Origin of the sequence: Brevundimonas sp. UBA5936 (genome assembly GCA_002430835.1) — a bacterium.
Taxonomy (GTDB): Bacteria; Pseudomonadota; Alphaproteobacteria; order Caulobacterales; family Caulobacteraceae; genus Brevundimonas.
In genome coordinates, this window is record DJDA01000081.1 from 1 (window position 1) to 17,145 (window position 17,145).

Annotated in this window: 21 protein-coding genes, 2 tRNA genes and 1 pseudogene; 9 read left to right on the plus strand and 15 right to left on the minus strand. The window is 68.8% G+C overall.

Going from position 1 to position 17,145, the window contains the following annotated elements:
- Positions 1–380: 380 nt before the first annotated feature.
- From B2Y21_RS07540 to B2Y21_RS07555, 4 genes are all read left to right on the plus strand, one after another.
- A complete protein-coding gene (locus tag B2Y21_RS07540; protein ID WP_292058562.1) occupies positions 381–761 on the plus strand; it encodes a hypothetical protein in 381 nt (126 codons plus the stop codon).
- 120 nt (positions 762–881) lie between these two features.
- Positions 882–1,670, plus strand: coding sequence for a YgfZ/GcvT domain-containing protein (locus B2Y21_RS07545; protein WP_292058564.1), 789 nt, complete (start codon positions 882–884; stop codon positions 1,668–1,670).
- 110 nt (positions 1,671–1,780) lie between these two features.
- Complete coding sequence (locus B2Y21_RS07550; protein ID WP_292058567.1) at positions 1,781–2,245, plus strand: hypothetical protein; 465 nt, start codon at positions 1,781–1,783, stop codon at positions 2,243–2,245.
- Positions 2,242–2,442 (plus strand): helix-turn-helix transcriptional regulator, encoded by a 201-nt coding sequence (locus tag B2Y21_RS07555; RefSeq protein ID WP_046651697.1) that lies wholly within the window; start codon positions 2,242–2,244, stop codon positions 2,440–2,442. The genes B2Y21_RS07550 and B2Y21_RS07555 overlap by 4 nt, the downstream gene beginning before the upstream one ends.
- Positions 2,443–2,630: 188 nt before the next feature.
- On the opposite strand, the pseudogene B2Y21_RS07560 reads toward B2Y21_RS07555, so the two are convergent.
- The 4 genes and pseudogenes from B2Y21_RS07560 to aroA form a co-directional block, all read right to left on the minus strand.
- Positions 2,631–2,783 (minus strand): annotated as a pseudogene (locus tag B2Y21_RS07560) ((d)CMP kinase); the annotation flags it as partial.
- Positions 2,784–2,834: 51 nt separating this feature from the next.
- Positions 2,835–3,125: a hypothetical protein gene (locus B2Y21_RS07565; protein WP_292058570.1), complete on the minus strand. Its 291-nt coding sequence runs from the start codon at positions 3,123–3,125 to the stop codon at positions 2,835–2,837.
- Positions 3,122–3,412 (minus strand): hypothetical protein, encoded by a 291-nt coding sequence (locus B2Y21_RS07570; RefSeq protein ID WP_292058572.1) that lies wholly within the window; start codon positions 3,410–3,412, stop codon positions 3,122–3,124. Before B2Y21_RS07570 ends, B2Y21_RS07565 begins: the two co-directional genes overlap by 4 nt.
- Entirely contained in the window at positions 3,405–4,733 is a 1,329-nt protein-coding gene (gene aroA, locus B2Y21_RS07575; protein WP_292058574.1) for a 3-phosphoshikimate 1-carboxyvinyltransferase, read from the minus strand. The genes B2Y21_RS07570 and aroA overlap by 8 nt, the downstream gene beginning before the upstream one ends.
- Positions 4,734–4,866: 133 nt before the next feature.
- Between aroA and B2Y21_RS07580 the strand changes: the two genes are divergently transcribed.
- From B2Y21_RS07580 to B2Y21_RS07590, 3 genes are all read left to right on the plus strand, one after another.
- Positions 4,867–5,331, plus strand: a complete 465-nt coding sequence (locus tag B2Y21_RS07580) for a TIGR02300 family protein (protein WP_125901175.1) — start codon at positions 4,867–4,869, stop codon at positions 5,329–5,331.
- A gap of 131 nt (positions 5,332–5,462) precedes the next feature.
- A tRNA-Ala gene (locus B2Y21_RS07585) sits at positions 5,463–5,538 on the plus strand.
- 91 nt (positions 5,539–5,629) lie between these two features.
- A tRNA-Ala gene (locus tag B2Y21_RS07590) sits at positions 5,630–5,705 on the plus strand.
- A 61-nt stretch (positions 5,706–5,766) separates the two neighbouring features.
- Here the strand turns inward: B2Y21_RS07590 and B2Y21_RS07595 are convergent.
- Together B2Y21_RS07595 and B2Y21_RS07600 are read right to left on the minus strand one after the other, a co-directional pair.
- Entirely contained in the window at positions 5,767–7,383 is a 1,617-nt protein-coding gene (locus B2Y21_RS07595) for an acyl-CoA dehydrogenase family protein (protein WP_292058577.1), read from the minus strand.
- Between the two features lie 269 nt (positions 7,384–7,652).
- Positions 7,653–8,582 (minus strand): rhodanese-related sulfurtransferase, encoded by a 930-nt coding sequence (locus B2Y21_RS07600; protein ID WP_292058597.1) that lies wholly within the window; start codon positions 8,580–8,582, stop codon positions 7,653–7,655.
- Positions 8,583–8,779: 197 nt separating this feature from the next.
- On the opposite strand from B2Y21_RS07600, the gene B2Y21_RS07605 reads away from it, so the two are divergent.
- Both B2Y21_RS07605 and B2Y21_RS07610 read left to right on the plus strand, forming a co-directional pair.
- On the plus strand, positions 8,780–10,471 hold the full coding sequence (locus B2Y21_RS07605; protein ID WP_292058579.1) for an MFS transporter: 1,692 nt from the start codon (positions 8,780–8,782) through the stop codon (positions 10,469–10,471).
- Positions 10,472–10,625: 154 nt separating this feature from the next.
- On the plus strand, positions 10,626–11,903 hold the full coding sequence (locus B2Y21_RS07610; protein WP_349679415.1) for a D-amino acid dehydrogenase: 1,278 nt from the start codon (positions 10,626–10,628) through the stop codon (positions 11,901–11,903).
- A gap of 31 nt (positions 11,904–11,934) precedes the next feature.
- Here the strand turns inward: B2Y21_RS07610 and B2Y21_RS07615 are convergent, their stop codons facing one another.
- The 9 genes from B2Y21_RS07615 to B2Y21_RS07655 form a co-directional block, all read right to left on the minus strand.
- Entirely contained in the window at positions 11,935–12,387 is a 453-nt protein-coding gene (locus B2Y21_RS07615; protein WP_292058583.1) for a chemotaxis protein CheE, read from the minus strand.
- On the minus strand, positions 12,384–12,971 hold the full coding sequence (locus B2Y21_RS07620) for a response regulator (RefSeq protein WP_292058585.1): 588 nt from the start codon (positions 12,969–12,971) through the stop codon (positions 12,384–12,386). Before B2Y21_RS07620 ends, B2Y21_RS07615 begins: the two co-directional genes overlap by 4 nt.
- Before the next feature lie 3 nt (positions 12,972–12,974).
- Positions 12,975–13,349, minus strand: a complete 375-nt coding sequence (locus B2Y21_RS07625) for a hypothetical protein (RefSeq protein WP_003166007.1) — start codon at positions 13,347–13,349, stop codon at positions 12,975–12,977.
- 1 nt (position 13,350) lies between these two features.
- The gene (locus B2Y21_RS07630) at positions 13,351–13,896 is read right to left on the minus strand and encodes a chemotaxis protein CheD (RefSeq protein ID WP_292058588.1); all 546 of its coding nucleotides are present in this window, start codon (positions 13,894–13,896) and stop codon (positions 13,351–13,353) included.
- Positions 13,893–14,282: a response regulator gene (locus B2Y21_RS07635; protein WP_003166009.1), complete on the minus strand. Its 390-nt coding sequence runs from the start codon at positions 14,280–14,282 to the stop codon at positions 13,893–13,895. Before B2Y21_RS07635 ends, B2Y21_RS07630 begins: the two co-directional genes overlap by 4 nt.
- A gap of 8 nt (positions 14,283–14,290) precedes the next feature.
- The gene (locus B2Y21_RS07640; protein ID WP_292058590.1) at positions 14,291–15,328 is read right to left on the minus strand and encodes a protein-glutamate methylesterase/protein-glutamine glutaminase; all 1,038 of its coding nucleotides are present in this window, start codon (positions 15,326–15,328) and stop codon (positions 14,291–14,293) included.
- The gene (locus B2Y21_RS07645; protein ID WP_292058593.1) at positions 15,325–16,191 is read right to left on the minus strand and encodes a CheR family methyltransferase; all 867 of its coding nucleotides are present in this window, start codon (positions 16,189–16,191) and stop codon (positions 15,325–15,327) included. The genes B2Y21_RS07640 and B2Y21_RS07645 overlap by 4 nt, the downstream gene beginning before the upstream one ends.
- Positions 16,188–16,673 carry a chemotaxis protein CheW gene (locus B2Y21_RS07650; protein WP_292058595.1) on the minus strand — a complete coding sequence of 162 codons (486 nt, stop codon included), beginning with the start codon at positions 16,671–16,673 and terminating at the stop codon, positions 16,188–16,190. Before B2Y21_RS07650 ends, B2Y21_RS07645 begins: the two co-directional genes overlap by 4 nt.
- Positions 16,674–16,677: 4 nt before the next feature.
- Positions 16,678–17,145: chemotaxis protein CheW (locus tag B2Y21_RS07655; protein ID WP_292058596.1), on the minus strand; the 468-nt coding region annotated here is incomplete at its 5' end.

Consider the following 17,145-nt stretch of genomic DNA (forward strand, 5'->3'; position numbering starts at 1 on the left):
CGGCGATCATCGTCGCGATCCCGGTCGCGGCCGCGCGACTGAGCCGCCGCGTCCGTCAACGGGACGAGGGCGATCAGGCCGGCCAAAAGAAGGGCTCGAATACGCATCATGGATCGCGGTCTAAACCAGGGCCTCTGAACAGCGGCTGAACGCGCAGTCTACCGGCGTTCAGTCCAAAGAGGAACGCCGAGGGATGAAATCTCCGTCGCAAATCCGTGTGTGAAAACGCTCGCGGGCGCGCGCCTGCCCCCCTGGATGACGACGATGTCACGCTGATGAACCCTATCTGAAACGCGCCGTTCAGACGCGGCTCAGGCGCAAGGGGGTCATCTGGCGTCAACGCAGCCCGATCGGTTGCGTGCAGATGAAGGAGCCCGACCATGGCCAAGTTCAAAACCCTGATGATCCCCGTCCTGGCCGCGACGACGGCCGCCGTCGCCCTCGGCGCCGCCCTGCCCGCCGCCGCGCAATCCTATCGCCACGCGCCGGTCTATGAGAGCCGCCACGACGGCTGGCAGTCGATCCACCAACGCAAATACAATCTGGACCGCCGCATCGACCAGGGCGTTCACACCCGCCAGCTCAGCGTCCGCGAGGCCGGCCGCCTGAAGAACGAGCTGAACAGCCTGGTGCGGCTGGAGCGCGCCTATCAGCGCGACGGCCTGAACCCCCGCGAACGCATGGAGCTGGACCGCCGCTACGACGCCCTGTCGGCCAAGGTCCGCTATGAGCGCCGCGACCACAACGGCCGCCGCTGGTAGATTGAGCGTCGCCGATCTTGAGAGGCTGCGGGAGACGTCCCGCAGCCTTTTTCGCGCCTGCTCCACTTAAGACAGGCGAGCGGACTGGAGGACGACGCCCCGCCTGCCTATCTTGGCCTTATGTCCATCGCCCGTCTTGATAGTCGCGCCCTGATCCGCGTCAGCGGCCCCGACGCCCGCCCCTTCCTGCACAATCTGCTGACCCAGGATGTGGAGACGTTGCAACCGGGCGAGCTTCGCTTCGGCGCCCTGCTGTCGCCGCCGGGGCGGCTGCTGTTCGACCTGTTCATCTGGGGCGAGGAGGACGGCGTCGTCCTGGACGTCGCGGCCGAACGGCGCGACGCTCTGGTCCAGCGGCTGAGCCTCTACAAGCTGCGCGCCCAGGTCGAGGTCATGCCCATCCCCGACGCGGTCTTCGTCGCCTGGGGCGCGGATGTTCCCGAGGGCTTCGTCGCCGACCCCCGCCTGTCCGCCCTGGGCGGCCGCCGCTGGGGCGATCAGAGCGAGACCGACGCGGTCGAGGCCGACTGGCAGGCGCACCGCCTGGCCCTGGGCGTGCCCGATCCGACCCAGGACGCCCTGATGGACAAGACCTATCCGATCGAGGCGGACTTCGACCTGCTGAACGGCATCGACTTCCACAAGGGCTGCTTCATCGGTCAGGAGACGACCTCGCGCATGAAGCGGCGCGGCACGATCAAGAACCGCATGATGGCCATCGCCTTCGACGGTCCCGCCCCCGAACGCGGCGCCGAGGTGCTGAAGGGCGAACTGCGGGCCGGCGAAGTCATGACCGGCGCCGAGGGACGGGCCATCGCCCTGATGCGGCTGGACCGCATGGACGGCGATCTGACCGTCGAGGGCCGCCCCGTGCGGGTCGAGAAGCCCGGCTGGATCCCTGATTTGTAAGGCGGAATCCGGCAGAACGGAAAATCTGCTTGTCGTGATGTAAAAGTCGCTTGACGTAAATGCGCCCCTGTTGGTAAAGCTCACTTGTCAACACGACAGGGGCGCTTGTCATGAACACCGAAACCACCGCCGCCGACGCCATCGTCGCCAACAACAAGAAGAAGATGGACGACCTGACCGTCGTCCTGTGCGCCCTGACCGTGGTCGGGGTCAGCGCGGCCTCCGCCACGCCGTTCTGGCCTGAAGCCTGGGGCCGCGCGCCGTCGATCGGCGTCGTCGTCCTGGCCGCCGGGCTGGCCGTCTTCCTGGCCCTGCACACCCTCTACTGGTGGCGCAGTCTGGATGAGGCCGCCAAGGAGGCTCACAAATGGGCCTGGTGGTGGGGCGGCAACCTGGGCTTCATCGGCGGCGGCGCGGCCGTCGTCATCGCCGCCCTGGCCGGGGTGAACCTGCTGCCCGCCGCCATGCCGCACACCGACGCGGCCCTGATCGCCCTGGGCGTCGTCGCCGCCTTCGCCGCCCAGGCCGTCGGTTACGGGATCGCCTGGTGCGGCTGGTGGATCGCCCGCCGATGACCAGCGCCTTCATCAACCGCCTCAAGGTCTTTCGCGCCGAACGCGACTGGACCCAGGCCGACCTGGCCGAACGCCTCGGCGTCTCGCGCCAGACCGTCCAGGCGCTGGAGAAGGGCCGCTACGACCCGTCCCTGCCGCTGGCCTTCCGCATCGCCCGCCTCTTCGGCCAGCCGATCGAAGCCATCTTCATCGCCTGACCCCGCCTGCCCTTCTCTTTCATTCAACACATCGCAATCAAAGGACCGCCATCATGTTCAATCTGTTCTCGACCGCCGCCGACCGTTTCTCGGGCTTCGCCATGGGCGTCTGCGGCGCCCTGCTGATCAGCCTGGCCGTCCAGGCCGTGCCGACCTTCGGCCGCTCCGTCGAAACCCCAGCGGCCGCCGTCGCCCAGATCGCCGCCCGCATCCAGCACCGCCAGACCCACGGCGCGATACAGCAGGCCGGTGTCCAGGTACGGCAGGCCGTAATGGGCGGCCAGGCGCGCGGCGATGGTGCCCTTGCCGGACGCGGCGGGGCCGTCGACGGCGATGACCAGGTTCTTGTTCAAATCAGAGTTCCTTCAAAGCGCTGCCGCGCCCTGTGCTTCTCACGGCTTCGGCTTCAGGACGCAAGCGATCCAAAAGCATCCGAGCCCGAAAGCCAGCAGAACCGCGCTGGACGCCAGCATGTTTCCTATGCGCCGCCGGAACAAATCGGTCGCGACCGCTTCCGACAGATCCAGGGAGGCGTGGCCGTCCATACGGCCGTCGGCGAGGTCCAGCATGCCTTCGCCGAAGAAACCGAGCGCGAACAACAGGAAAGCCGCGGCCAGAACCAACAGACCAACGCCGAGCGCCTTGAACACCACATAGGGCGGGAGAGAAGGCCGCGCCGTCATCGCCCCACGCCCCGCTTCCGCACGTCCTGAAAGGCCAGCGCCAGGCAGAAGACGGCGAATCCGACGCCCGCCAGAACAGCGACCCCGTAGAAACCGTTCAGCGCCCAGAAGACCAGCGGCCTGTCGCTGAGCGCCACGTCCGGCCCCTTGCCGTGACGCAGCAGCCCGGTTTCAAGCGCACGCCACACCTCCGAGCCGCCCTTGTAGCTGCACCAGCCGACGAAGACGGCGGCGAGGACGAATTGCAGCCAGGACCAGAGTCCGGACGTCTTGCGGGTCTCAACCACCCTGGCCGATCTCCGCCCCCAGCCCGTTCATCATCTCGACAAAGCCGGGGAAGCTGGTGGCGATCATCTCGGGATCGCGGACCGAGACAGGCTGTTCAGCCGCCAGACCCAGCACCAGATGGCTCATGGCGATGCGGTGGTCGTGGGCCGTGTCGACGGTCGCGCCGCCCCGCACCGGACCGGGCGCGCCGGTGACGATGAAGCCCTCCGGCTCCTCTTCGACCTGAACGCCGCAGGCCGACAGGCCCGCCGCCATCAAGGCGATGCGGTCGCTTTCCTTGACGCGCATCTCGCCGATGCCGCGCATGACGGTCTCGCCATTCGCAAAGGCCGCCGTCACCGCCAGGATCGGGTATTCGTCGATCATGGAGGCCGCGCGGTCTTCCGGAACCACGATCCCCTTCAGCGCCGAGTGGCGGGCGGTGATGTCGCCGACCTCTTCGCCGCCGGCCATGCGGCGATTGGCGATGGTCAGGTCCGCGCCCATGTCGAGCCAGGTCTGGAACAGGCCGGTGCGAAGCGGGTTGAGCATCACCCCCTCGACCGTCACCTCCGAGCCCGGAACCACCAGGGCCGCCGCCAGGGGGAAGGCCGCCGAGGACGGATCGCCCGGCACCGCGACGTGCGTTCCCTTCAGCCTCTGGCCGCCCGGCAGACGGATGCGCCAGCCGGCGCCCTCTTCCGTCACCTCGACCTCGGCGCCGAAGGCGCGCAGCATCCGCTCGGTATGGTCGCGGCTCTTTTCCGGTTCGACCACGACGGTCTCGCCCGCCGCGTTCAGCCCGGCCAGCAGGATGGCCGACTTGATCTGGGCCGAGGCGACGCTCTGGACAAAGGTCACGCCCTTCAGCCCGCCGCCGTGCAGCGTCAGCGGCACCCGGTCCTCGGCCGCGTTCCAGTCGAAGCGCGCGCCCATGTCGGCCAGCGGCCCGGTGACGCGCTTCATCGGCCGCTTGCGCAGCGAAGAGTCGCCGTCGAACGTGGCTGTCAGATCATAGCCCGCGACCGCGCCCATCAGCAGGCGCACCCCGGTCCCGGCGTTGCCGCAGTCGATGACCGCCTCGGGCGAACGCAACGGCCCGCGCCCCTCGACCCGCCAGCGCCCCTCGCCGATCCGCTCGACATGGGCGCCCAGCGCCTGCATGGCGCGGCCGGTGGCCAGGATGTCGTCGCCTTCCAGCAGGCCTTCGATTTCCGTGACGCCCTCGGCCATGCCGCCGAAGATCAGAGCCCGGTGCGACATCGACTTGTCGCCCGGCGCGCGGACCACGCCCTTAAGGCCGAAAACGCCGGACGCGGTGAAGGTCTGGGGAGTGCTCACCCTGATGCAGGCTCCGAATGTCAGGAAAGCCGCGCAGGCGCGGAAAAGAAGGCTTTTGACAGCGGCCCCCGCCGGTGGCAAGGGAGCCGCCCGTTTTCCAATTTTCCCTTAAACCCGCCGAAGGTCTAATCACGTGGCCAATCCCGAACTGGGCCAAAAGCAGGTCTGCCCGAACTGCCAGGCCAAATTCTACGATCTGAACCGTCGCCCGGCCCACTGCCCCAAGTGCGACACCGAGTTCGATCCGATGGAAGAAGCCGTCCGCAGCCGCCGCGTGCGTCGCGGCGCCGGCTACGCCGCTGACGAAGAAGAGTCCGAAGATCAAGTCGCCGACAAGTCGGTCGACGGCGACGAGGACGAAGAGGACGCCGAAGGCTCCACCCCCGAAATCGATCAGGAAGGCCACGAGCCGATCCTGACCCCGGACGACGACGACGGCGAGCCGGGCGGCGACGACGCCGGCATGGGTTCGTCCGACGGCGACGATGACGACGACGTCCTGGACGACGACGATGATGATTCCGTGCCCTTCATCGAAGACGAAGACGACGACGATCTCGACGAAGAGCTGGCCAAGCCGTCGCGCGACGACGACTAAGCGGCAAAGGTCGGAAAAATAAGCGGAAAAAAATGTGTCAGACCCGCTTGATCTTCAAAACGGCCTGACCTAGTTTCCGCGCCTCGCCGGGGGGCGACATTCTCTCCCCGGCGGGACCGACCGAAAGGTTCGGGGCTTTAGCTCAGTTGGTAGAGCGCTTGCATGGCATGCAAGAGGTCAGCGGTTCGACTCCGCTAAGCTCCACCATCGAAGGCCTCGCGGAACGCCGCGGGGCCTTCGTCCTTTCCAGGCGCTTCAGTCTGATCCGGTCGATGACATAACCAAGCCGATACGGCCTGGGGCTTTAGCTCAGTTGGTAGAGCGCTTGCATGGCATGCAAGAGGTCAGCGGTTCGACTCCGCTAAGCTCCACCACCGAAGGCCTCGCGGAGCCCCCGCGAGGCCTTCGTCCTTTCCAGCTCCCCTTTCCCAACATTCAGGCGGGCATCGCCCGCTCCAGCACCGCCCGCTGATCCACCTGCGCCTCATAGGCCCCATAGGCCATACCGCGTGGGCGCATACGCAGCGCGATGAAGGCCTCGGCCGAGGGACTGTCCATCTCCAGCAGGGCCGCCGCCTGGGCCGCCAGCGCCAGCCGTTCGACCGCCAGTCGCGCCCCGGCCTCGTTCGCCTTCAGATCCAGCCCGGCGATGAAGCGGTCATAGTCGGCGGACTTGCCCGCCTGTGACGCCAGCCAATCGCGCAGGGCCTCCACGCCTTCCGGCTCGCGACCCGCCGCGCGCAGCACGTCCAGGGCGATGACGTTGCCCGAGCCTTCCCAGATGGCGTTCAGCGGCGACTGACGAAACAGGCGCGGCATCGGCCCGGTCTCGACATATCCGGCGCCGCCCAGAGCCTCCATCGCCTCATAGATCATGTTCGGCGCGCGCTTGCAGACCCAGTATTTGGCGACCGGCGTCAGCAGACGCCCCACGGCGTCGTCCGCATCGAAGGTCGCCGCCAGCCGCATCGACAGGGCTGTCGCCGCCTCGCTCTCGACCGCCAGATCGGTCAGGACGGCGGCCATCATCGGCTGGTCGATCAGCCGCTTCTGGAAGGCGGTGCGGTGTGCGGCGTGCCACACCGCCTGCGCCAGCGCCCCGCGCATCTGCAGGGCCGAGCCGACCACGCAGTCCAGCCGCGTATGCTGGACCATACTGATGATGGTCGCCACGCCCCGCCCCTCTTCGCCCAGCCTCTGAGCCAAGGCGCCGTGATACTCGACCTCGGACGAGGCGTTGGAGCGGTCGCCCATCTTATCCTTCAGCCGCATGACGCGGAAGCCCGCATTGCGCGTCCCGTCCGGCAGCCAGCGCGGCAGGACGAAACAGGTCAGCCCGCCCGGCGCATAGGCCAGCGTCAGGAAGGCGTCGCACATCGGCGCCGAACAGAACCACTTGTGCCCGGTCAGACTGTACCAGCCGTCCTCGCCGACCGGCTCGGCGCGGGTGGTGTTGGCGCGCACGTCCGAGCCGCCCTGCTTCTCGGTCATGGCCATGCCCAGCGTCACGCCCGCCTTCTCGCTCGCCGGACGCACCGCCGGGTCGTAGCGGCCCGACAGCACGCCCCCGATCCACGGTTCGCCCACGGCCGGATCGGCCTGAAGCGCCGCGACCGAGGCGTAGGTCATGGTCATGGGGCAGCTGGTCCCCGAATCCGCCTGTCCGGTCAGAAACAGGATGGCCGCGTGCAGCAGATGCCCGTTCGGCGTCCCGTCCCAGGCACCGGCGGCGATCCCTGCGCCCAATCCCAGGTCCATCAGTTGATGATAGGCCGGGTGAAACGTCACCTCGTCGATGCGGCGGCCGTAACGGTCGTGAGTGTCCAGCACCGGCGGCACGCGATTGGCCTGCACGCCCCAGTCGATCACCTCGGCCGAACCGCAGCGGCGGCCCAGATCGCTCAGCCGCTCGACATGCCCCGCCCCGCCCCAATGGCGCACGGCGTCATGCAGCGCCTTGTCCCCGGAGAACAGGTCGACGTCCTCCAGCGGCGGAACCTGGTTGGACACCTCATGGGTGTCGAGGCGCTCGACGGGGCGAAAGGCGGACATGGGCGGGCCTCCTGACTGAAGCGAGGCCGGGAGGATGGCATGGGCGGGCGCCGCCCGCGACCCTCTCCGACTGGTCCGTCGCCACATACGCCCCGCCCACCGCCACACATGCCGTCATCCTCGGGCTTGACCCGAGGATCCAGACCCGCGCCGGTTAATCGATGTGGGATCGATCAACGCGCGCCACGATACGACGACAGCTTGCGGCAAGGCTGGATCCTCGGGTCAAGCCCGCGGATGACGGCGGAGGAGAGAGGGAGGAGCGCCTCTTATCCCTTCTGCGTCGCCCCCACATGCGCCACGCCGCGGGCGCGGGCGATCTCCATCTGCTTCTGGCGTTCGGCATACCCCTCGCGCTGGACCGCGTCGCGGTCGTCCCAGCAGCGGTCGCAGGACACGCCCTCTATATAGCGCGCAGAGCGGCGCCCCTCGGGGCTGACCGGCATGCGGCAGGCCCGGCACAGGCTGTGGTCGCCCTCGACCAGGCCGTGCCCCACGGCCACCCGCTCGTCGAAGACGAAGCACTCGCCGCGCCACAGGCTTTCCGGCTCCGGCACCATCTCCAGATATTTCAGGATGCCGCCTTCCAGGTGATGCACGTCGCGCACCCCCTCGGCCTTCAGGAAGGCGGTGGCCTTTTCGCAGCGGATGCCGCCGGTGCAGTACATGGCGACCTTGGGCGGGGTCGGCCGATCCAGCAGGGCGCGCCCCTCGGTGCGGAACCAGTCGGCGAACTCACGGAAGGTGCGGGTGTTGGGTTGGACGGCGCCCGCAAAGGCGCCGATCTCGCCCTCATAGTCGTTGCGGGTGTCGATGACGACGGTGTCGGGATCGGCGATCAGGGCGTTCCAGTCCTGGGCCGAGACATAGGTTCCGACGCCCTCGACCGGATCGATATCGGGCTGGCCCATGGTGACGATCTCGGCCTTTACCCGCACCTTCATGCGGTGGAAGGGCATGGCCTGGGCCGTCGAATACTTCAGCTCCAGCCGCTCGAAACCCGGCATGGCGCGCACGCCGTCGATGACGCGGGCGACGGCGGCCTGCGGCCCCGCAATGGTGCCGTTGATCCCCTCATGCGCCACCAGAAGCGTGCCGCGCACCTCAGCCCCGCACAGGTCCAGCAGGTGCAGACGCAGCGCCGCCGGGTCAGCCACGGGCGCGAAACGATACAGGGCGGCGACGGTGAAGGGGGCCAAGGGCGACATCGGGGGAACGGCTGGGACGGTCACGGCCTTCCTATAGCGTCCCGCCGCCGCCCTCGCGACGCCAATAATCCGGAACCCAGAGTGACCGCTTCGCGTCTTGCTTCCCCCGTCGAAGCCGTGTGGACTGCCCGCATGGTCGTCGTCGGTTCCCGCCTGCTCCGTATCGTCCATGCGAGGGGTCGCCCCGCATGAGTTCGACCGCCGACGCCTCTCCTTCCAATCCGCCGTCCCTCCCGCCAGAGCGGCCCTCGGCGCTGGCGCCGCTGCGGCACCCGATCTTCCGGGCGGTGTGGATCACCAGCCTGGTCACCAATTTCGGCGGCCTGATCCAGTCGGTCGGCGCGGCGTGGATGATGACCTCCATCGCCTCGGCCCAGATGGTCGCCCTGGTGCAGGCCTCCGTCACCCTGCCGATCATGCTGCTGTCGCTGGCGGCGGGCGCGCTGGCCGACACGGTGGACCGGCGCAAGATCATGCTGGCGGCCCAGACCTTCATGCTGCTGGTCTCCGCCGGGCTGGCGGCCATGACGTGGATGGGGTGGATCACGCCCTGGGTGCTGCTGACCTTCACCTTCCTGATCGGCTGCGGCACGGCCTTCAACGGCCCGGCGTGGCAGGCGTCGGTCGGCGACATGGTCCCGCGTGAGGATCTGGCCGGGGCCGTGACCCTGAACTCCATGGGCTTCAACATGGCCCGCAGCGTCGGTCCGGCGCTGGGCGGGCTGATCGTGGCGGCGGCGGGCGCGGCGGCGGCCTTCGCCGTCAACGCCGTCAGCTATCTGGGCCTGCTGGTCGTGCTGTTCCGCTGGAAGCCCGAGCGGCCCAAGCAGACCCTGCCGCGCGAAGGCCTGCTGGCGGCCATGGCGGGCGGGGTGCGTTACGCCTTCCTGTCGCCGCGCGTGACGGCCGTGCTGCTGCGCGCCGTGGTGTTCGGCGTCGGCGCCAGCGCGGTCCAGGCCCTGATGCCCGTCGTCGCGCGCGAAGGCGGCGGCGGCCCCCTGGCGTTCGGTCTGCTGCTGGGGTCGTTCGGCATCGGCGCGGTCGGCGGGGCGCTGTTCGTCGGGCGTCTGCGCGCGAAATACGAGACCGAGACCATCGTCCGCGTCGCCGCCCTGGCCTTCGCGGCGGCGGCCCTGGGCCTGGCCTACATCCCCTGGCTGGCCGTCACCCTGCCGGCGCTGATGCTGGCGGGGGCGGGCTGGGTGCTGGTGCTGTCCAGCTTCAACGTCACCGTGCAGATGTCGGTGCCGCGCTGGGTCGTGGCGCGGGCGCTGGCGCTGTATCAGATGGCGGCCTTCGGCGGCATGGCGGGCGGCAGCTGGCTGTGGGGCGGCCTGGCCCAGACCTATGGCGTCGACGTCGCCCTGGGCGTCTCGGCGGGGGTGCTGTTTTTGTGCGTGCTGATCGGCCTGAAAGTGCCCCTGCCCTCGACCGCCAACCTCAATATGGACCTGCTGCGCCGCTGGACCGAGCCGCAGACCGCCCTGGCCATCGAGCCGCGCAGCGGGCCGGTCATCGTCTCCATCGCCTATCGTATCCGCGAGGAAGACATCGACGCCTTCCTGGCCCTGATGGACGAACGACGCCGCATCCGCCGCCGCGACGGCGCGCGACAATGGCGCCTGATGCGCGACCTGGCCGAGCCTGACGTCTGGGTCGAGAAATACCAGACGCCGACCTGGCTGGACTACATCCGCCACAACCAGCGCATCACCCATGCCGACGCCTCGATCAACGAAGGCATTCGCGCCCTGCACCAGGGGCCGGACCGGCCGGTCGTCCATCGCCTGATCGAACGCACCACCGCGCCCCTGGCCGCCAATCTGCACGGCGATCGCCACTACGGCGAGCCGCTGACCGACCCGACCCGGTCGTCGTAGAGCCAGCTTGTCGCGCATGCCTGATATAGCGAGCAAATAATCAACCGTGATCGGCCGAACACAGGCAGTCCTTATCAACACCGCCGATATTGCGGCGCACACAAACTGCGACTTGCGCGACGGGCGCAAAATCTGATCTAGGAGGCCCGCGCGTCTGGTTCGCGTAAGGTCAAGACCCATGAAGATCGCAATCCTCGGCGCCGGCGTCATCGGCGTGACCACCGCCCACTACCTGGCCCGCCAGGGGCACAAGGTCACCGTCATCGACCGCCAGAGCGGTCCGGCGCTGGAGACCAGCTTCGCCAATGCGGGCGAGATCTCGCCCGGCTATTCCTCGCCTTGGGCCGCGCCGGGCATTCCCGCCAAGGCGGTGAAGTGGCTGTTCATGCGCCACGCCCCGCTGATCCTGCACCCCCAGATCAACGCCCCGACCGTGCGCTGGCTGCTGGCCCTGCTGCGCAACTGCACCTCGGCCCGCTATGCGCTGAACAAGGCGCGCATGGTGCGCCTGGCCGACTACAGCCAGGTCGTGCAGACCGCGCTGAACGAAGAACTGGGCCTTGAGTACGACCACCGCACCCAGGGCACGCTGCAACTGTTCCGCACCCAGAAGCAGCTGGACGGCATCTACAAGGACACCGAAGTCCTGCGCGAAGGCGGCGTCCCGTTCGAAGTGCTGGACCAGGACGGCTGCATCCGCGCCGAGCCGGGCCTGAAGGCCACGCGCGACCTGTTTGTCGGCGGCCTGCGCCTGCCGCGCGACGAGACCGGCGACTGCTTCAAATTCACCAACGCCCTGGCCGACCATGCGACGACGCAGGGCGTGACCTTCCAGTACGGCACGACCATCCAGGGCCTGATCGCCGAGGGCGGCCGCATCACCGGGGTGAAGACCGACAAGGGCGTGGTCACGGCCGACGCCTATGTGCTGGCGCTGGGGTCGTACTCGCCGCAGATGGTCAAGCCGCTGGGCATGACCCTGCCGGTCTATCCGGTGAAGGGCTATTCGATCACGGCTCCGATCATCGACGAACCCGCCGCCCCCGTCTCGACCATCATGGACGAGAGCTACAAGGTGGCGATCACCCGCCTGGGCGACCGTATCCGCGTCGGCGGCATGGCCGAGATCTCGGGCTACAACAACGTCCTGCCGGAACAGCGCCGCAACACGCTGGAGCATTCGGTCGGCTCGCTGTTCCCCGGCGCGGGCGACCTGAAGGCGGCCAGCTACTGGTCCGGCCTGCGCCCGATGACGCCGGACGGCACCCCGGTCATCGGCAAGACCAAGCTGGACAACCTGTTCCTGAACACGGGCCACGGCACGCTGGGCTGGACCATGGCCTGCGGCTCGGCCCGCGTCATCGCCGACATCATCGACGGCCGCACCCCGGATATCGAGTCCGCCGACCTGGGGATTGCGCGGTACGGCTGATCGCTTCCTTCTCCCCTTGTGGGAGAAGGAATTAGGCGCGCGTCTTCACCGCCACGGCCTTCAGTCCGGCCAGCAGATGATCCGTGGCCGCATTGCGTTCGCAGCCGGCCTTGAGGATCAGCCGCAGAGCCTGAACGTGCACCTGAACCGGCGGCCAGTCCCAGGCGTCGGCCGTCGCCATGCGGTCCGCCACGTCGGCCAGGCTGTAGGCTGCGTCGAACAGCGGGCCGGTGTCGAAGAAACCCGCCAGGTCCAGAATGCGCGACGCCAGCCGATAGACCTCGGCGGTCGACGCCTCAGACCGCGCGGCGCACAGCCCCTCCAGCCCCGCGACGGCGGCTTCGATCTCGGCCATGACCTCGGCCTTGTGGCGGCCCAGGCGTTCATTGGCGCGGCGTTCGACATCCGCCAGCGTCCGCCCGCCCGGCTGAGCCATCTGCTGCGCCAGCGACGTCCTGACCTTCTGCGTCCGGACCTCGCTCACAGCGACACCCTCTGCGGCTTCAACAGCATGTCGATGTCGGCCTGATCCATGTTTTCCTCAACCGCATGGCCGACGTGGGCCGACAGGTCGCCCTTGCGTCGCCCCGTCATGCCGACCGGCGGCCCGAAGTTGCGCACCCGGCGATCGGGGCCGACGTAGGTCTCGCACTCGACGAACTCGCGCTCGTCGCCCGCCAGCCACAGGATGCGCTTCAGCAGCACCGCAGGCGTCAGGGGCTTGGCGACCACGAAGCTGACGCCGCAATCGCGCCCTTCCTGAACCTTGGCCTGTGAGGCGTGGCCCGTCACCAGGATGACGGGGGTGTAGCGCAGGGGCGCGGGCGTCTCGCGCCGCAGCCAGCGGGTGAAGGCGTAACCGTCCATCTCGGGGTCGCCGCAGTCGATGACGATCAGATCGACCGGGCGCTGTTGCAGGATTTTCACCGCCTCGACGGCCGAGGGGCATTTGATCTGCTCCTTGACGCCGAAGCCCTGGAAGATCGAGCCCAGCATGTCGAGCGCCTGCGGCGCGTCGTCCACCAGCAGGACCGTCGATTGCTCCAGATTGATGCGGTCCTCGGCCATGGCTCAGAACAGGTGCAGCACGCCCGCCGTCGCGACGGGCTCGGTGTCGTCCGCGTCTGCGATCGGGGCGGCGCCGGGCCGGGCGCGGTGCGCCGTCTCCTGCATCCGCTCGGCCATCTCGGCCAGAGGCAGGGCGGCCAGGGCGGTGTCCATCGGCTGATCGTCGGCCACGGCCTGAGCCAGGCCCGACAGGGCCTCGATACGCTGCGACAGGACGTCGAAGCTCTGGCTGCGCGTCAGATAGCCCAGCCGCGCCTCGGCCGGCAGTTGGCGCAGGACTTCGGACACCAGGCCGCCCGCCGCCTCGATCTCGGCGCGAATGTCCGCCAGTTCCGCCGCCATGGCGGCCAGCAGGTCGCGGTTGTCGTTCTCGCCCATGTCAGAAGAGCTCCAGATCGCCGGTCGCGACGGACGGCGGCGGCGGCGTCGCGGGCGGCAGGGTCGCGCCGTCCGTCACCACGCGCTGACGCGCCCGACCGCTGACCGGCCAATAGTGAATGCGGCGCCCGCCCGTGCCTCTCAGGCTACGGCTGACGACGGGGATGCCCTCGTCGGCCAGGAATTTCTCGGCGAAGTCGGCGTTGGCGGCGCCCACGTCGCTGAGGCTGTCGAACATGCGGCCGCCGCCGAACAGCTTGGCCTCCAGCCGGTCGCGTCGCCCGCCCGCCTTCAGCACGTCGTTGATCAGCACTTCCATCAGATAGGCGCCGTAGCGGCGGCTGGCGTCCGTTCCCGACCCCGAACCCTCGGGCAGCAGGAAATGGTTCATGCCCCCCACCCCAGCCGCCGGATCACGCAGGCACAGGGCCACGCAGCTGCCCAGGACGGTCGTCAGCACGACGTCGGGATCGGACGACACGCAGTGATCGCCCTGCCCCACGTGCAGACGCCGCTCGACCGGCTGCTGAGCGGCCGCGCCGATCACGTCAGCGTGCCGAAGACCGCTTCCAGCTTCTCTTTCAGCTGGGCGGTGGTGAAGGGTTTGACCAGGTAGTTGTTCACGCCGAACTGCACGGCGCGCTGCACCAGTTCGCGGTCGGCCCGACCGGTCAGCATGATGAAGGCCGTCTTGGAGATCGGCGGGTGCGCCCGGATGGCCCGCAGCAGGCTGAGCCCGTCCAGGTTCGGCATGTTGAAATCCGAGATCACCAGATGGACCGGCTGCACCAGCAGGGAGCGCAGGGCCGCCTCGCCGTCGGGCGCCTCCTCGATGTCGCGCACCCCGATCTGCTGCAGACTGGCGCGGACAAGTGAGCGCATCGTCAGCTGATCATCGACGACAAGGGTGCGAATGGCGGAAGCGGCGGGCATGAACGTCCTTACGCGACAGACTGAGGCGCGGCCGAACGGGCGGCGCAGGATTCGAGGATGGCCGGGGCCATACGGGACAGGGGCAGCTGGCGCTCGACGGAGCCCAGCTCGAAGGCGGCGCGCGGCATGCCGTAGACGACGCAGGACGCCTCGTCCTGGCCCAGGGTGCGGGCGCCGGCCTGGCGCATGGCCAGCAGGCCCTTGGCCCCGTCCTTGCCCATGCCGGTCAGGATGACGCCCGTCATCGGGCGGCCCAGTTGGGCGACCGAACCGAACAGCACGTCGACCGAGGGGCGGTGGCCGTTGACCGGATCGGCGGCGACCAGGCGACAGCGACCGCCCGACACGGCCAGGTGGGCCTCGCCGCCCGGCGCGATATAGACATGGCCCGGCTTCAGCGGCGCGCCGTCCTCGGCCTCGCTGACCGTGGCGGCCGAGACCTTGTTCAGGCGGGCGGCGAAGCTCCTGGTGAAGCTGGCGGGCATGTGTTGGGTGATGACCGTCGCCGGGCAGTCCGCCGGGAAGGCTGACAGAATGGTCAACAGAGCCTCGACCCCGCCGGTGGACGAACCGATGGCCAGCACATGATTGGGGTCAGCATGATAGACGCCCTCGTGCCCCCGGACCGCGCGATCCTCCAGCGGGCGAACACGAGACCGCGCGGCGACCTTCACCTTCTCGGCCAGGTCGGCGAAGGCTTCGGCCGCGGGCACGCCTGGTGCGGGCTTGGCCACGGCGTCGACCGCCCCGACCTCCAGCGCCGCCAGGGTCACATCGGTCCCCGCCTGTGTCAGGGTCGAGACCATGACCACCGGCATGGGCCGCAGCCGCATGATCTTCTCCAGGAACTCCAGCCCGTTCATATTGGGCATCTCGACGTCCAGGGTGATGACGTCGGGGTTCAGCTCCTTGATCTTGGCGCGCGCCTCCAGCGGATCGGCGGCCGTGCCGACCACGTTGATCTCCGGATCGCGGCGCAAGACGGCGCTGATCAGGCTGCGCATGGTGGCGCTGTCGTCCACCACCAGGACCGAAACCGCGCTCATGCCCCCGCGCCCTTGACGTAGGTGGTCAGGCCGGCGGGCTGCAGCACATGGGCCGCCGGCCCCGTCACCCGTTCCGAGTGGCCGATGTAGAGGACGCCGCCGGGATTCAGGATCGGCGTGAACCGGCCCCAGACCCGCTCCTGGGTCGCGTCGTCGAAATAGATGACCACGTTGCGGCAGAAGATGACGTCGAAGCGGCCGCGCATCGGCCAGTCGCCGATCAGGTTCAGCTCCTTGAACGTCACCAGACGGCGCAGCGTCGCATCGGCGCTGAACCGGCCGGGCGCGCCCGGCGCCGGCGTGAAATGCTTGCGCGAAGCGGCCGGGACCGGGGCCAGAAGATCGTCGGAATAGACGCCCGCCGCGCCCTCGGCGACCATGTTGGGGTCAATGTCGGTGGCCAGGATGCGCACGTCCAGTTCGGCCGCTTCCGGCAGGACGTCCAGCACCGTCATCGCCATGGAGTACGGCTCCTGCCCGTTCGAGCAGGCGGCCGACCACAGGCGCACCCGTCCGCCCGCCCGCGCCTTGGCGGCCAGTTCCGGCATCACCTTGTCGCGCAGATGATCGAAGTGGTGCGGCTCGCGGTAGAAGCGGGTGACGTTGGTGGTCAGGGCCGCCATCATCGCCTGACGCTCGTCCACGCCCTCCACGCCGTCGATCAGGGCGCAGTAGTCGCGGAAGCTGCGCAGCCCCAGCACGCGCAGCCGCTTGGCCAGGCGCGAATAGACCAGCGCCGCCTTGCCTTCGCTGAGGGCGATGCCTGCGTGAGCGTGCAGGGTCTGGGCGATGTGGCGGAAATCCTCGGCCGTGAAGACGAACTCGCCTTCGACCAGGGCTTCCCGCCCGGCGAGGGTCGTCATGCCGCTGCAGCCTCGCTTTCCGGCAGGACGTGATCCAGGTCGATCAGGCTGATCATGCGGCCGCCCTCGACGGCGAAGATGCCCTTCACGAAGGACTTCACCTGGTCGCTGGCCACGTCCGGGGTCGGCTGGATGGCCGCGTCCGACAGTTGCACGATGTCCGACACCGCATCGACCAGCAGGCCGACCAGGCGCGAGCCGACATGGGCCACCATGATGACGTGCCGTTCGGTCGGCTCATTCGTGACCAGGCCGAAGCGCGCGCCCAGGTCGATGATCGGCAGCACCACGCCGCGCAGGTTGATGACGCCCTTCATATAGGCGGGCGAGCGCGGCAGGGGCGTGGCCGGGGTCCAGCCGCGGATCTCGCGCACGCTCATGATGTCGACGCAGAATTCCTGCTCGCCGATGCGGAAGGCGATCAGCTCGCGGTCGGTCCCGGCGACATTGGGGGTCAGGGTCTGTTGTTCAGTCGGGGTCATGGTTTCAGCTCGCCATTTGCAGGTCGGAACGCGACGGGGTTCGGGAACGCTTGGCGGTCACTAGGGCGTCGATATCGAGGATCAGGGCCACGCGGCCGTCGCCCAGAATGGTGGCGGCGGCCACGCCCTCGACGTGGCGGTAATGGGTTTCCAGGCTCTTGATGACGACCTGGCGCTGGCCGTGGATGGCGTCGACCAGCAGGGCCGCGCGCTGGCGGCTTTCGGTCTCGACGATCATCACCACCCCGCCCTTCAGCTCGGTCGGGGCGTCGCGGAAGCCCATGACCAGACCGACGTCCACCAGCGGCACGAAGGCCTCGCGGAAGCGCAGCACGGGATCGACGCCGCCGACATAATGGATGTCGCCCTCGTTCGGGGTCAGGCTCTCGACGATGGCGGCGAGCGGCGCGACCAGGGTCTGATCGGCGGCGCCGACCACCATGCCGTCCAGCACCGCCAGCGTCAGCGGCAG

What these genes read in the sequence shown, in the direction of transcription:
- B2Y21_RS07605 (WP_292058579.1), top strand. Translation starts at nt 8,780, where the DNA reads ATGAGTTCGACCGCCGACGCCTCTCCTTCCAATCCGCCGTCCCTCCCG.
- B2Y21_RS07635 (WP_003166009.1), bottom strand. Translation starts at nt 14,282, where the DNA reads ATGCCCGCCGCTTCCGCCATTCGCACCCTTGTCGTCGATGATCAGCTG.
- B2Y21_RS07640 (WP_292058590.1), bottom strand. Translation starts at nt 15,328, where the DNA reads ATGAGCGCGGTTTCGGTCCTGGTGGTGGACGACAGCGCCACCATGCGC.
- B2Y21_RS07625 (WP_003166007.1), bottom strand. Translation starts at nt 13,349, where the DNA reads ATGGGCGAGAACGACAACCGCGACCTGCTGGCCGCCATGGCGGCGGAA.
- B2Y21_RS07545 (WP_292058564.1), top strand. Translation starts at nt 882, where the DNA reads ATGTCCATCGCCCGTCTTGATAGTCGCGCCCTGATCCGCGTCAGCGGC.
- B2Y21_RS07650 (WP_292058595.1), bottom strand. Translation starts at nt 16,673, where the DNA reads ATGACCCCGACTGAACAACAGACCCTGACCCCCAATGTCGCCGGGACC.
- B2Y21_RS07620 (WP_292058585.1), bottom strand. Translation starts at nt 12,971, where the DNA reads ATGGCCGAGGACCGCATCAATCTGGAGCAATCGACGGTCCTGCTGGTG.
- B2Y21_RS07550 (WP_292058567.1), top strand. Translation starts at nt 1,781, where the DNA reads ATGAACACCGAAACCACCGCCGCCGACGCCATCGTCGCCAACAACAAG.
- B2Y21_RS07555 (WP_046651697.1), top strand. Translation starts at nt 2,242, where the DNA reads ATGACCAGCGCCTTCATCAACCGCCTCAAGGTCTTTCGCGCCGAACGC.
- B2Y21_RS07645 (WP_292058593.1), bottom strand. Translation starts at nt 16,191, where the DNA reads ATGACGACCCTCGCCGGGCGGGAAGCCCTGGTCGAAGGCGAGTTCGTC.
- B2Y21_RS07595 (WP_292058577.1), bottom strand. Translation starts at nt 7,383, where the DNA reads ATGTCCGCCTTTCGCCCCGTCGAGCGCCTCGACACCCATGAGGTGTCC.
- B2Y21_RS07565 (WP_292058570.1), bottom strand. Translation starts at nt 3,125, where the DNA reads ATGACGGCGCGGCCTTCTCTCCCGCCCTATGTGGTGTTCAAGGCGCTC.
- B2Y21_RS07540 (WP_292058562.1), top strand. Translation starts at nt 381, where the DNA reads ATGGCCAAGTTCAAAACCCTGATGATCCCCGTCCTGGCCGCGACGACG.